Source organism: Roseofilum sp. KMC-1 (genome assembly GCF_057802075.1).
On the sequence record NZ_CM173605.1, the window covers coordinates 4,714,121 to 4,728,152 of the forward strand.

Below are 14,032 nucleotides of genomic sequence, written 5' to 3' on the forward strand. Positions count from 1 at the left end.
TCAATATGCTCCTCTCCAAAGGTTTTGAAATTGAAATGTACACCGGCACTCCCCAGGGCGAAATTGTGGGATTGTCCGATCGCATTGTGGCCGATCTCAATGGCTTTGTCCGCGAACCCGATAGCCGTAATGTGGAATACACCACCGCTCCGTTGTGTCGTTACGAGAGTTTGTTATGTGAATTGCTTCAGCCTCGACAACGACTGCGCCACTATCTGAAGGGGTTGGGGAACTATACCCTGATTCCGGGCAGCACCTTATCCTTGGGTGGGGGCGATCGCTTTTATCGCTCTGACCCCGATAATCCTTACCATGGGTATATCGAAAAAACTTATGGGACTAAAGTGGTCACCGCCAGTATTCATATCAATATTGGGATTTCTGACCCGGAAGTGTTAATGCGGGCCTGTCGTTTGGTACGCCTAGAAGCTCCCCTCTATCTGGCTTTAAGTGCCTCTTCTCCCTTTTTTAATGGCCAGGTGACTGGCTCCCATTCGACGCGCTGGCAAGTCTTCCCCCAAACCCCTGAATTTGTACCCTTATTTGAGAGCCATCGCCATTATATTGATTGGACTCAGGAACAGTTGGCTAAAGGAACCATGCAAAATGTACGCCATCTGTGGAATTCTGTCCGTCCCAATGGCGATCGCCGTCCCTATACCCTCAATCGCCTAGAATTAAGAATCTGCGATCTGGTCACCGATCCGATCGCCATTTTAGCCATTACCGCCCTCTTAGAAGCTCGCTTATGGCAAGTCATTACCGATCCCGGTTTAGATCCCCTCCTCCTGGGTGGCGATCCTCAAGAATTAGTCCATTTAGCCACTCAGAATGAACAAGCCGTAGCTCAATCGAGTTTAGATGCCCAATTAGTCCATTGGCAAGATGGACGCTCTATTTTAGCTAGGGAATGGATAGAAGAACTCTACGATCTCGTTTGGCCCGTAGCCAAACCAAAAGGATTTAGTTGTTTCCTCTCTCCCGTGAAAAAGATTTTGCGCCAAGGCAATGAAAGTTTACAGTGGCTAAAGGATTATCAAGTCCATGGTAATCTGGAACAAGTGATGCAAAAGGCGATTGTCGCCACAGCACAACAGGAACAAGACATGGCCGATCATCTCTGTTATCCATTGGGGGCTTAAAGAAATATCTTTGGCCAAAAAGTAATCCCCCCATTTAAACCCACATCATCCTTACTCTGATTAGAAATTCTGATAGCATCAAAGACTATGGTTAGGGTCGTTCTGGTTCATCCCCAAATTCCTCCCAATACCGGAAATGTTGCCCGAACCTGTGCGGCAACCCGTACTCCTCTCCATTTGGTGGGGCCCCTGGGTTTTGAAATTAGCGATCGCTATCTGAAACGGGCTGGACTCGACTACTGGCCCTTTGTCGATCTCACCTATCATCTCGATTGGGACACCTTCACCACCCATCAAAAAGCCCAAGGAGGGCGCTGTATTGGCTTTAGTACCTCTGGCACAACCAACTATATCCATTTCGCCTTCCAAAGCAATGACTGGCTCCTATTTGGCAGTGAAACTCAAGGGTTGCCCCCAGAAGTCCTTAAATCTTGTGATACTGTGGTCAAAATTCCCATGGATCAACCCGGAGTCCGTAGCCTCAATCTCTCAGTTAGTACAGCTTTAGGCCTATTTGAAGCCCGTCGGCAACTGGGTAAACTCGATCGACTTTGAAACTCCAATCTATAGCTCTATCGAGTCAGTTGAATAAGAAATTTATATCAGAAGCCGATTGATAGCCGCAAAAAATCCTGAAACCCTTAAAAAACCTAGATAATCGATAAGGATGACAATTGAACCAGTCGGAGCTAGAATCATTGAAACAAAATTTAACGCTTGTCAGATTTGAAAAAGCAAGGTAGTCTTGCCTAAGCCTATTAACTGTCTGTGATTCTGATCTCCGAACTCAAGTGTTTCAAATCACGAAAGTTAGGTTATATTAACTCAGATAGCTCAGAGACTGTTAAGCGCTCGTCTATTAGGAGGTCGTTCTTTGAAACGAGCAAATTCCCAGAAAGATAATCAATCGGTTCTGCTTCCCACCGCTGTATTGCAAGCGGAATTAGGTAACTCGAAGCAGGTTTCCCCAGATAGCAACCGCAGGGTGTGTACATCGGCAGCCATGATTGGCTTGGCGGCGATTTCCATGGGTTTCCCCAACCTATTATTCCCAGAAGGTCAGCAAGCGGCTAGAGCGGCAGAACCAGCAGCGCTTGACCCTAACCTAACTACTGCTCAAAGTTCCCAACCCAGTTTAACCGGTAGCGGAATAGCAACAACAGTAGCTTCTCCAGGGTTCACAGCAGCAACTGCCTCTCTGGGAAATGCGCCTGTGATGTTGGGAAATGAAGGATTTTCTCAAGTGGAAACCTTGAGCCAGGAATCCCGAATCTTCGGATCGCAGCCTCTCGAAACTCCCTCGCCAGACAAAAGCGAATCAGCCTCTCAAGTCCCAGAACCGGGAATGAAGGTTGCTGCTCCGGTGATGCTCACTCCAGCATCAACCAGCCATCAACCGGTGGCTGAACAACAGAAAGAAAAAGAGCAAGCCGCCTTAGAAGAGGCAGCCAGCTACTTAACGCTCCTAGAATCGTCCAATCCAGAGTCCTCGCGGACGTTAACTGTTCTCCCCTCTGGGAAAACTGCCCCTAAATTCCAAAGTCTGCCCGTAGATGAATCTCCGGTCAAATCCGAATCGGTGATTCCGGTAACTACGGAAGCCAAACAAGAAGAAGCCACGGCAGTTAAACCCTCTTGGCAGGAGAGAGAAATCCCAGGGGCAGGGGATGCAAAAATCGACTCCCAGGTGAGAGTGCAGCCAATGACTGTGCCTCAATCGGAGGCGAACCCGAAAAAAGTTACCCTAGAGGTTTACCAAGTTCAATCGGGAGATACGGTCAACAAAATTGCCGCCACCCATGGTGTGGACTCCAAAGCTCTGATTGAAGCTAATCAGCTCAGTAATCCGGATAAGCTGGAAGTCGATCAGTCCTTGGCAGTACCTCGGTTGCAAACCACTGCGTCAGCAGTAGCCCCCTCTCTGACTTGGCAAACAGCAGGAGACCTAAAAACCTTAGAGCAGTTTGATAGCCAATCAAAACGGTTTACGGAGTCTTCAGAGATCGCTTCAACTGAGACGTTATCTACTCAGTCCCCGATCCCTCAGATCCAAACTGCTCCGACCTTAGAGAACTCTAACCCGATGCCCGAAGCGGCAGCAGGGGGGACGGAAGTTCAGGACTCTTTGGCCCAAACGAAAGATCAACTCAAGGATATGACTCCAGTGGAGTTGGGTTCAGCTCAGATTGTGCAAGACGTAACGGATCTGCCGATCGCCCCTTCCTTGAATTCTGCTCCGATTGCTTCTACATTTAACCCGGCTAACTCGAATTTCCCCCAACCGATCTTGCATCAAGTGCAGAATGGGGAAACCTTGGATGCGATCGCCCGTCGCTATGGCGTAACGCGATCTGAGTTAATCCGAGTGAATCACATTAGCAATCCCAATTTGATTCGAGTCTATCAAAATCTCAAGATTCCTAAGAGTCATAACCTAGACTCGACCCCCGCAACTGCCCTGATTCCAGGGATGAATAGCACTCAAATTAGCTCTGCGGTAATCGATCCCAATCAACCGGTGGCTTTGGTTAGCTTCAATAATGACTCGTCATCCCAGAAGCAATCGACCAACCCTGACAGTGGAGAGAGTACCTATAGTACCTATGTGGAAGGGTTAACCACAGAAATTAATCAGCTTCGCCAAAACTATCAAAACCAACCGGCAAGTGTGGCTTTACCCCTGACTCAACCCCTAGCCCCAGTACAACAGCCTCCAGTTCAGGTGGCTTCGCCAGTAGAGCGGGTTAATCCTGAGTTCTCTGGTTCTGGCTCTAGTGGCAACTTAGAAGCAGACTTGCGGCGCTTACAAGAAAGATACCGCTCTTCTAGTCCTTCGGTTCCCACAACTCCAGCTTCTGGAGGGGCGCGAAATTTGGCGGTGGCTCCTCTAGGGCCAGATGCCTATGACCCCAGCCAGTTGCCCATTGGGGAAATGGTTTCTCCTGAAGTTCCCCCCTTAGCTCCTGGCGAGCGTTATCTTCCCGATAGCTATCGTATGAATGGCTATATCTGGCCATCAAAAGGGGTTTTAACCTCTGGATATGGCTGGCGCTGGGGCAGAATGCACCGAGGGATTGATATCGCTGGGCCCATTGGTACGCCGATTTTTGCGGCAGCTCCCGGTGTGGTGGATTATGCCGATTGGAATGCTGGCGGTTATGGCTATTTGGTGGATATTCGCCATCCGGATGGCAGCTTAACTCGCTATGCCCACAATAACCGCTTGTTAGTCCGTGAGGGACAAAAAGTGCGGCAAGGACAACAAATTGCGGAAATGGGCAGTACCGGCTACAGTACCGGCCCTCACCTGCACTTTGAAATCCATCCTTCTGGACAGGGTGCGGTTAACCCCATGGCCTATTTGCCCAACCGTTAAACTGGGCGATCGCGAGATCGGGAAAATTTTCCCGATCTCCCTTGCTTTTTGGGTAGCAATTAGGTTATACTCGTAAAGTTGCCAGTTTTGGCTTGGTAGCTCAGTTGGTTAGAGCAGGGGACTCATAAGCCCAAGGTCGGCAGTTCAAATCTGCCCCGAGCCATGGAAATATTAAATAGTCTTCAAAATCGTCTGTATCTTCTGGGTATAGGCGATTTTTATGGGATGAATTCCTCAAGATTAGGGAAAATTGGCAAAAAAAGGAGTCATAACGACTATGAGTATGATATGATTCGTAACACTATGTAACGGAGAAAGCAGACATGACTCAATCAGAAGGATGTATCCGCGTTGGCCAGGCTGCCCCTGACTTTACGGCAACCGCAGTAGTCGATCAAGAGTTTAAGACCATTAAACTATCGGACTATAAGGGTAAGTATGTGGTGATCTTCTTCTACCCCCTAGACTTTACCTTTGTTTGTCCGACCGAGATTACTGCGTTTAGCGATCGCTATGAAGAATTCAAAAATCTAGGAACTGAAGTTCTAGGCGTTTCTGTAGATAGTGAATTCTCTCACTTAGCTTGGATTCAAACCGACCGAAAATCCGGTGGTGTTGGCGATCTGAACTATCCTCTGGTCTCTGATATCAAAAAAGAAATCAGCGCTGCTTATAATGTCCTCGATCCCGATGCTGGAATTGCTCTGAGGGGTCTGTTTATCATCGACAAAGAAGGTGTGATTCAACATGCCACCATTAATAACTTAGCCTTTGGTCGCAACGTTGATGAGACTTTGCGCGTGCTGCAAGCGATTCAATATGTTCAATCTCACCCCGATGAAGTTTGTCCTGCGGGTTGGAAACCGGGTGAAAAAACCATGAACCCCGATCCCGTAAAATCCAAAGTTTACTTCGCAGCCGTATAAAAGATACTGCTTAGAAGTTGATTAACCAGGTACACTAAATGTACCTGGTTTTTTGTATGGAGAATATAAGGTATTGATTTGGTCAACTGATGCTTCTCGTCTAGGAACAGTCATATTAGTGACGGGGCCAGCGCGATCGGGAAAAAGTGAATGGGCGGAAACCTTGGCTCAACAGATGCAAAAATCTGTGGTTTATGTGGCGACAGCTCAGGTCGATCCTACGGATCGGGAATGGGTTGGGCGCATTGAGCGACATCAACAACGCAGACCTGCACAATGGCAAACAAGGGAGGTTTCCGAGGATTTAAATCACTGCTTGGAGAAGGGGCAGAAAGGAGAATGTTTTTTAGTTGATTCTTTAGGAACTTGGTTAGCTAACTGTCTGGATCTAGGGGAGGAAAGTTGGTTATCGGTGGAGCAAAGGTTTTTAACTCAGGTCACGCAGATGCAAGCGGATCTGATTTTGGTGGCGGAGGAAACGGGATGGGGGGTGGTTCCAGCCTATCCTCTGGGTCGCCAATTCCGCGATCGCCTGGGAAATTTAGTGCGTCATGTAGGGGCGATCGCTGACCAAGTATACCTAGTTACAGGAGGATATGTCCTCAATTTAACCCAGCTAGGAACTCCTTTGAAAACCAATCTTTAGAATTTTATAAGCTGTTAGGGCTGAAGTTCTTCCTTTCGATGGGCATAAGGTACTGAGAATCAAGGTTAAGATGGGAATACGTGAGGAGCGATTAGGGATCTAAATAAGCGCAGTGCTTTCTGCTGTCGTTACTACATATACATTTTGACCCTAGGGCTGATGACCCATTCCTTCCATTTTTGATCGACCGATTATCCTTGTTGTGAACTTTCATAAGCTGTATTCAGGTTAAATTATTTATGGCATCCGCAGACCAAGTTAGACGATATTTAGCCCACTGGCTTCAGTTAGGGCGCAAAATTTACACTCATAATGGCGATCGCTCCCTGTCGCCCCATCCTGTCGTTGAAGGAAATCGCTACAGTAAAGCGTTTGAAGACTGTTGGCAAACCCTCCTGGCTGAGGGATCGGGAGACTGTTATTTAGAAGATACGGATCAAACGATTGCTGCGTTACTCACGGACAAATGGGAGATTATTCTCTGCTGTCGTTGTGTGATGCCCATTCCCATGACCATTGGTAGTATGGAGTCTAAAAGTTGTCCTTGCATGAGTTTATCCAGTTGGCCTAATTTAGACTTGCCTTTACCGCGATCGCCAGTGGATAATCAAGCCATTTTAAGTACCATTAAACAAAGGTTAATCCAGACCAGTGAAAAACCGATTCCTGGGGAACTGGCCATTTTAGAACCCGGTGAAACGCCTCCCTCAGTCAGTAATATTGACAGTGAATTACTCAATAAGTTACCGAAATGTCAATGCTCTCATCAGGTGGCTTGAATGAGTAAAGCTTTCATTTGGACAATCTGGTTGGTTTATGTGGTTTACCTCTTGTTTTCTGACCTGCCTCCTGGCCCATCTTTGCTGCATATTAATGCTGAATTACTGCAAGAAGTCTGGGATTTAAGCTTAAACTTTTGGTTGATTATGCCCCTGTTTTTACCGGAATCTGCCCCTGTGTTACATCCTGCCTTAGAAGGCTTATTTAATATGGTTGTTGCTTGGGCTTTATTATTATGGGGCTTTTTGGTTGATGGTCGGGGTCAAAAATGGCCGATGTTTCCCTTTTTAGTGGGTATAGCCTTTTTGACCAATGTATTTTACTTGCCTTGGTTAGGGATTAGACGTAGCAATCCGGAATTGGGCGATCGCCCCCTCTCCTCATTAGAACAAGTGACCGAAAGTCGGGGTTGGAGTCTCTTTTTAACCGGAATTGTATTTCTGTCGGTCAGTTGGGCCCTGTTTGCTCGACCGGAATTCGGGGATATGGGGCAACGGTGGCAAGACTTGATGCAAATTATATCAAGCGATCGCCTCGCCTATTCCTTTGCGATCGATCTGCTCTTCTTTTCCCTCTTCCAATCCTGGCTCGTCAAAGATGACATGAAGCGCCGCCAATGGCATAATCCAACAATACTATGGGTCACTCGCCTAATTCCTTTTTTGGGTCTAGTCGCCTATTTTCTCTTCCGTCCTCCTCTACTCCTCCAGGATAGTCACATTTCACTAGAGGAAAACAGACCATAGCCGCTCTCTTTCTCTCCCCGTATCCCCATTTTTTCATTCCCCATTCATGGTATCATAATGCAACTGAACCCCTAAACTGAGTAAAACCTCAATCATGCCCACTCGTAATAGTTCTAACCGCCCGATTCTCCTGGGTATTGTCGGTGATAGCGCTGCTGGTAAAACCACTTTAACCAAAGGAATCGCTCAAGTTCTTGGAGAAGATAGCGTTACGGTCATTTGTACCGATGACTACCACCGATATGACCGCAAGCAACGGGCGGAAATGGGGATCTCTGCACTGCATCCCGATTGTAACTATCTCGATATTATCCAACAACATTTAGGGCTATTACGAACCGGACAACCGATCCTCAAACCCATTTATAATCACGATACGGGCATGTTTGATGCCCCTGAATATATCGAACCCAAACGGTTTGTCATCGTTGAAGGACTCTTAAGTTATTCTACCCGTATCGCTAGGGATAGCTTTGATGTCAAAGTATACTTGGCTCCCCCTGAAGATATACGCAGCCAGTGGAAAATTAAGCGCGATACCCGCAAGCGCGGATATACTGAAGAACAGGTAATCGAACAACTCCGCAAACGGGAATCTGACTCGGAGCAGTTTATCCGTCCCCAACGGCAATGGTCGGATATCGTCGTCAGTTTCTATCCTCCCAATGATCGCACCGAAGAAAACGACCTCTTATTAAATGTGCGTTTAGTCTTGCGTCCCACCATTCCCCACCCTGATTTTACCGGTATTTTGGAGCCGGGGCGATCGCACCTCAGTTCCGCCATTCGCCTCGAATTAGACCGGGATATGAATAAACCCGTGGATGTTCTAGAAGTGGATGGTCATGCCAACAGCGAACAAGTTAAAGAACTGGAAAAAATTCTCTGTAATGATGTCCCTTATTTAGGCAAGTTCTGTAGTTTAGAAGGCAACGACGAAATTGGTAAACTGGTCGGCACAACTGGCGAAATTCTCCAAAGTTATCCTTTGGCACTCACTCAACTGTTGATTACTTATCATATGTTGAAAGCTGCCAATGTTTATGAGTAAATCCTGTGGGATCATAAGTCCCTCTCCCGTGGGAGAGGGATATAGGGAGAGGGCACGATTGCTCTAATTTTTTTTTAATTTTTAATTTTTTCGGCTGTCGCCGACATGAAAATTTTTAATTTTTAATTTTTAATTTTTAATTGAAATGACCTACAGTATTCGGATGCTGGATCTGCCCATCAGCGAACGCCCCCGCGAGCGACTAATTGAGCTGGGAGCCAGTCATTTGACCGCAGCCGAGTTAATTGCCATTTTATTAGCAACCGGGCAAGGAAAGGGTAAATTATCGGCTGTGGGGTTGGGGCAACATCTGTTAAAAGAACTCAGCGATGGGCAGCGCAACGCCCTAGAAGTGCTGCGCGATATTACTCCTCAAGAATTAACCAAAATTCATGGCATTGGCCCAGCTAAAGCTACTACTATTTTAGCGGCGATTGAATTAGGAAAACGGGTGTTTGAATTGCGTCCAGTGAAGCCAGAAATCAGTAGTCCCGATCAAGCTGCTGCCGCCTTAAGTCATCAGTTAATGTGGCAAACTCAAGAAAAGTTTGCTGTCCTATCTTTGGATGTAAAAAACCAACTTTTAGCCACTAAAGTGATTACCATCGGTACAGCTACTGAAACTTTAGCTCATCCTAGGGAAATCTTTCGGGAAGTGATTCGTCAAGGTGCTAGTCGTTTGATTATTGCCCATAATCATCCTACGGGAAGCACAGAACCGAGTGAGGAAGATATTGAGCTAACGAAACAGTTATTACAGGCAGCACAATTGTTGGGTATTCCGTTGTTAGATCACTTAATTTTAGGTCAGGGTTCCCATCAGAGTTTGCGTCAAACTACGGATTTGTGGGATAATTATCAGGAGTTCGGTTGATTGATTATGCTACAAATTCCACAACAAATTGCCCAAGAATTAAATCTTAATCTCTCTCAAGTTGAGAATGTCCTGGAACTGCTGCAAGAAGGGGCGACGATTCCCTTTATTGCGCGGTATCGGAAGGAAAGAACGGGATCGCTGGATGAAGTGCAGTTGCGGGAAATTGCTGACCGCTCGGTTTATCTGTCGGAACTGGAAGGGCGGAAAATGAGTATTCTAGAGTCGATTGCCAGTCAAGGTAAACTGACGGATGCACTGAAGGCGCAAATTGAAAATTGTCAGCAAAAAACGGAACTCGAAGATCTTTATCTGCCCTATAAACCAAAGCGCAGAACTCGCGCCATTATTGCGAAAGAAAAGGGACTGGAACCTTTGGCGCAACTGCTGCAAGATTTGAATCGTTCTCAAGGCTCGGTTTCGTCTTTGGAGGAATTGGCTAAAGCCTATTTAAATCCAGAAAAAGGGGTGGAGACGGTGGAAGAGGCGCTCAAAGGTGCGGGTGATATTATTGCGGAACAAATTGCGGAAACGGCGGCTTTGCGTTCTCAAGTGCGGGAGCAGATGATGAAAACGGGGGCGTTTGTTTCCCAAATTAAGAAGGATTATCCGGAGGGAACGACGAAATATGAGATGTATCGCAATTATAGTGCCCCGGTGAGTAAGATTGCGGCTCATAATTTGTTGGCGCTGTTTCGGGGAGAGGAGGAGAAGGTTTTAAGGCTGGATTTGGATTGCGATCGCGATAAAATCCTAGAGAGCTTAGAAAGTCAGATTCTCCGTACCCGTAACCGGGTGTTGCGTCTCTGGTTTCAGGGGGTGATTGAGGATAGCTTTAGTCGGTTGATGAAGCCGTCTTTAACGTCAGATATTCGCAATGAGTGTAAGTTAGAGGCGGATATTGAGTCTATCCAAACCTTTGAAACGAATCTGCGGGAGCTGTTGCTTTCTCCTCCAGCAGGAATGAAGCCGACGCTGGCGATTGACCCCGGATTCCGCACCGGGTGTAAGGTGGCAGTGTTGGATGAGACGGCGAAGTTTCTGGAGTATCAGGCGATTTTTCCCCACCAGGGAGAGCGCAAAAGGCTCGAAGCGGCCCAGGTTATCATGAAGCTGATTCGGAAGTATAGCATCGAGTTGATTGCGATCGGTAATGGTACAGCATCCCGTGAAACGGATCAATTTGTAACGGAAGTGTTGCAGAATTTAGAGCGCAAACCGATTAAAGTGATGGTGAATGAATCGGGAGCTTCGATTTATTCGGCCAGTGATTTGGCGCGGGAGGAATTCCCCGATTTGGATGTGACGGTGCGCGGTGCAATTAGTATTGGTCGGCGCTTGCAAGACCCGTTGGCGGAGTTGGTGAAAATTGACCCGAAATCAATTGGGGTGGGGCAATATCAGCATGATGTGGATCAGAAGTTACTGAAAAAACAGTTAGATGAAACGGTGGAAAGTTGCGTCAATTATGTGGGGGTGGATTTAAATACGGCTTCGATACAGTTGTTGTCGTTTGTGTCGGGAATTACGCCCACAATTGCCAAGAATGTAGTTAAGTTCCGAGATGAAAATGGGGCGTTTAAAAATCGTCGTCAGTTGCTGAAAGTGCCGAAGTTAGGGCCAAAGGCGTTTGAACAAGCGGCGGGGTTTCTGCGAATTCGTGAGGGGGAGAATCCGTTGGATAATACGGCGGTGCATCCGGAGAGTTATGGGATTGTGGAACAGATGGTGAAGGATCTAAATTTGCCGTTAGTGAGGGTTGGTGAAATTGCGGATCGGGTGGGTAAAATGGATTTACAGAAGTATCGGACGGAGGCGATCGGATTGCCGACGCTCAAAGATATTGTAAATGAGCTTCAGAAGCCGGGACGCGACCCTAGAGCCAAATTTGAATACGCGACGTTTAGAGAGGGTATCAATGAGATTACAGACCTAAAAGAGGGGATGATTTTAGAGGGGATGGTATCTAATGTGGTGAATTTTGGCGCGTTTGTGGATATTGGTGTACATCAGGATGGGTTAATTCATATTTCTGAAATGGCAGATCGTTTTGTGAGCGATCCCAAGGATATTGTCAAGGTGGGACAGGTGGTGAAGGTGAGGGTTTTGGAGGTGAATGTGCAGTTGAAACGGATTGGTTTGTCGTTGAAGGTTTAACCGTATGGCAATTTATTTTAACGCAGAGATTAGATCGCCTAAAATAGCTGAATTAGGAACAAAATAGGAGAGATCGACATGGTAAAGACACCAGTAAAACCGGAAACTGAAACTCTCTTGCTGACGTTACCCAAAACATTGAATCTCTATGTCACTCAAGAACAATTTGCAGTCCTAGCTGCGAGTAATCGAGAATTACAACTGGAAAGAACGGCAAAAGGAGAGTTAATTGTGAATCCACCCACAGGTTGGGAAACTGGAGAACGTAACCGCAGTATTATCGGACAATTGGATCGTTGGTATGAAAACAATCAACAAGGGAAAGCATTTGATTCTTCTACCGGATTCATTTTACCCAATGGTGCAACGCTCTCTCCGGATGCTTGTTGGATTAGTCAAGAGCGTTGGGATGCGCTAACGGATGAACAAAGGGAAACATTCCCCCATATTTGCCCGGATTTTGTGGTGGAATTGCGTTCAAAGTCGGATACTCTTAAGTCTCTGCAAGAGAAAATGCAGGAGTATATGGAGAATGGGGCGAGATTGGGTTGGCTAATCGATCCGCAAAATCGAACGGTGGAGGTTTATCGAGTGAGTTTAGAGGTGGAAAAAATGTCCAATCCTACCCATTTATCCGGTGAAGAAGTTTTACCGGATTTTGTGTTAGATTTGCGCCGAGTTTGGGGTTGAGACTTGAGATTTTGATGAGATAGATACACTGTGGAGGCTGGTTTAGAAAATTAATGGATAGGAAGATCATATTTTTCTGAACCCGTCCCTACCAGATGTGGCTAATCGGTTGCCGCATCTTTGGGTGAAAACATTTGACTATCTTCTTGCTGATAAATTTCCTGCTCTCGCTTGATGAAAATATCAGCTAAAGCACCATAAGCTTCAGTCCAAGCCTCCAAAATTTCTGGTGTTGCTGCTTCACCCAAAACGTCTTTCATTGCAGCAATCAGACATTCTCCGATAACAGGGTATGTTTCAGGTAAAATTTTGGAATCGACGTGAACATGGGCAATTCGCTCAACAGCCTTACTCAATTCATCTAATTGGTCGATGTGTTGAGCATAAGCATAAACTGATGCTGCTAATTTGCGTGCCTGCTGACGACCTGCTTCTATATCCTTCATCCAGGTTTTTTCAAAGAAGCGTCTTATGTCTGGACGCTCTTCAAAGGCTATTTCATACATTCTTTGAGTGATTTTTGCTCCATACTCTTTAACAACTGGAGTGGTAGCTTTAACGATGTCAATAGTTGTTTGTTTCATGCAATTAATTCTAATTAGATTTCCATTATACCATACACAATGCTAAATTAAGACATCAATTTTAATGCAGGGGAGTTATGGCACGGCAACCTTCTAATCCTCCACCAGAAAAAAGTCCCTCTTGGGTGCAAAAGCAAACGCTGAAGATAGTGCGATCGCTCATCACCCGTTTACAGGCGATCGCCGATCGCCTCGAAACTGCGCCCTTTTCCGATCCCCAAGAGCCGATATTTCCCCTCTGGAATCAACTTTTAGCAAGGGTGCGCCGATGGTTACCCGCTCCCTGGAATCGCCAAATCAACGATTTTGATCTCAGTTTAGCTCTCGGTGCAATCATCACCCTATCCCTGATCCTCTCCGTTTCCCTCATTCCCCGTCCTGCTCCAGAACTCGTTCAAGTTCCCGAACCCCCCGAACCGACAGAAACCATTGAAGAATCAGAAATAGAAGTACCAGAGATCCCATCAGAACCTATCCCTGAAGAGATTCCAGAACCGATTTCTGAACCGGTTTCTGAACCCGTTGAAGAAGACATCAGCGCAGAACCCGAACCCCCAGAAACAGAAGAACCTGTTGAGGAAGAAGAAACCAACCCACCCATTCCTGTAGAAATTGCGCCCCCACCCCCTCCCGTTCTCACTCCCGAACAACGGTTAATTGTCACCATTCAAGAACAAATCAACCACTTAACTGAAAAATATGAAGAGGGTTTAATTGATTCATTAGAAGCTGATTTCTTGAATAGCCTGTTAGTGCTAAAAGTCGATCGGCGCTGGTATAGCTTACCCATAGAACAACAAAAGCGCCTCGCTAATGATATGTTACGGCGATCGCAAAAACTCGACTTTACCCGTTTAGAAATCCTCGATCTCGAAGGCCACCTATTAGCCCGTAACTCCCTCGTCGGTAGCAACATGGTCATTCTCCAAGCCCAAGCATTTGATGCTACAGCAAAGGAAAAGAAACTTACCCTAATTAAAAATATAGGGAGCGAGACGCTCCCAGTCCAGTAATATCAAAGGATTGGAGAAGTGCGGGCATCTTGCCCGCTTCTCTTTTC

13 protein-coding genes and 1 tRNA gene are annotated in these 14,032 nt (G+C 46.5%); 13 read left to right on the forward strand and 1 reads right to left on the reverse strand.

The features are described from left to right. The first annotated feature begins 5 nt into the window (after nucleotides 1–5). The 12 genes from gshA to AC3FZD_RS21680 all read left to right on the forward strand — a co-directional run bounded on the left by gshA (nucleotide 6) and on the right by AC3FZD_RS21680 (nucleotide 12,388). Entirely contained in the window at nucleotides 6–1,142 is a 1,137-nt protein-coding gene (gshA, locus tag AC3FZD_RS21625) for a glutamate--cysteine ligase (RefSeq protein ID WP_488738009.1), read from the forward strand. An 87-nt stretch (nucleotides 1,143–1,229) separates the two neighbouring features. Then, complete coding sequence (locus tag AC3FZD_RS21630; protein ID WP_488738010.1) at nucleotides 1,230–1,697, forward strand: tRNA (cytidine(34)-2'-O)-methyltransferase; 468 nt, start codon at nucleotides 1,230–1,232, stop codon at nucleotides 1,695–1,697. 319 nt (nucleotides 1,698–2,016) lie between these two features. Then, nucleotides 2,017–4,518 (forward strand): peptidoglycan DD-metalloendopeptidase family protein, encoded by a 2,502-nt coding sequence (locus AC3FZD_RS21635; RefSeq protein ID WP_488738011.1) that lies wholly within the window; start codon nucleotides 2,017–2,019, stop codon nucleotides 4,516–4,518. A gap of 89 nt (nucleotides 4,519–4,607) precedes the next feature. Next, nucleotides 4,608–4,681, forward strand: a tRNA-Met gene (locus tag AC3FZD_RS21640). 160 nt (nucleotides 4,682–4,841) lie between these two features. After that, on the forward strand, nucleotides 4,842–5,444 hold the full coding sequence (locus tag AC3FZD_RS21645) for a peroxiredoxin (protein ID WP_488738012.1): 603 nt from the start codon (nucleotides 4,842–4,844) through the stop codon (nucleotides 5,442–5,444). Nucleotides 5,445–5,517: 73 nt separating this feature from the next. Beyond that, the gene (gene cobU / locus AC3FZD_RS21650; RefSeq protein WP_488738013.1) at nucleotides 5,518–6,090 is read left to right on the forward strand and encodes a bifunctional adenosylcobinamide kinase/adenosylcobinamide-phosphate guanylyltransferase; all 573 of its coding nucleotides are present in this window, start codon (nucleotides 5,518–5,520) and stop codon (nucleotides 6,088–6,090) included. A 239-nt stretch (nucleotides 6,091–6,329) separates the two neighbouring features. Beyond that, nucleotides 6,330–6,869, forward strand: a complete 540-nt coding sequence (locus AC3FZD_RS21655) for a hypothetical protein (RefSeq protein WP_488738014.1) — start codon at nucleotides 6,330–6,332, stop codon at nucleotides 6,867–6,869. Then, nucleotides 6,870–7,616 carry a hypothetical protein gene (locus AC3FZD_RS21660; RefSeq protein ID WP_488738015.1) on the forward strand — a complete coding sequence of 249 codons (747 nt, stop codon included), beginning with the start codon at nucleotides 6,870–6,872 and terminating at the stop codon, nucleotides 7,614–7,616. Nucleotides 7,617–7,710: 94 nt separating this feature from the next. After that, on the forward strand, nucleotides 7,711–8,667 hold the full coding sequence (locus tag AC3FZD_RS21665; RefSeq protein ID WP_488738016.1) for a phosphoribulokinase: 957 nt from the start codon (nucleotides 7,711–7,713) through the stop codon (nucleotides 8,665–8,667). Between the two features lie 145 nt (nucleotides 8,668–8,812). Further along, nucleotides 8,813–9,541 (forward strand): RadC family protein, encoded by a 729-nt coding sequence (radC, locus tag AC3FZD_RS21670; protein WP_488738017.1) that lies wholly within the window; start codon nucleotides 8,813–8,815, stop codon nucleotides 9,539–9,541. Nucleotides 9,542–9,547: 6 nt separating this feature from the next. Then, nucleotides 9,548–11,698: a Tex family protein gene (locus tag AC3FZD_RS21675; RefSeq protein ID WP_488738018.1), complete on the forward strand. Its 2,151-nt coding sequence runs from the start codon at nucleotides 9,548–9,550 to the stop codon at nucleotides 11,696–11,698. A 78-nt stretch (nucleotides 11,699–11,776) separates the two neighbouring features. Continuing rightward, on the forward strand, nucleotides 11,777–12,388 hold the full coding sequence (locus AC3FZD_RS21680) for a Uma2 family endonuclease (protein WP_488738019.1): 612 nt from the start codon (nucleotides 11,777–11,779) through the stop codon (nucleotides 12,386–12,388). A gap of 101 nt (nucleotides 12,389–12,489) precedes the next feature. On the opposite strand, the gene AC3FZD_RS21685 is transcribed toward AC3FZD_RS21680, so the two are convergent. Next, a complete protein-coding gene (locus tag AC3FZD_RS21685) occupies nucleotides 12,490–12,972 on the reverse strand; it encodes a globin domain-containing protein (protein WP_488738020.1) in 483 nt (160 codons plus the stop codon). Between the two features lie 77 nt (nucleotides 12,973–13,049). Between AC3FZD_RS21685 and AC3FZD_RS21690 the strand changes: the two genes are divergently transcribed. Beyond that, nucleotides 13,050–13,985 carry a hypothetical protein gene (locus tag AC3FZD_RS21690; RefSeq protein ID WP_488738021.1) on the forward strand — a complete coding sequence of 312 codons (936 nt, stop codon included), beginning with the start codon at nucleotides 13,050–13,052 and terminating at the stop codon, nucleotides 13,983–13,985. The last annotated feature ends 47 nt before the right edge of the window (nucleotides 13,986–14,032 follow it).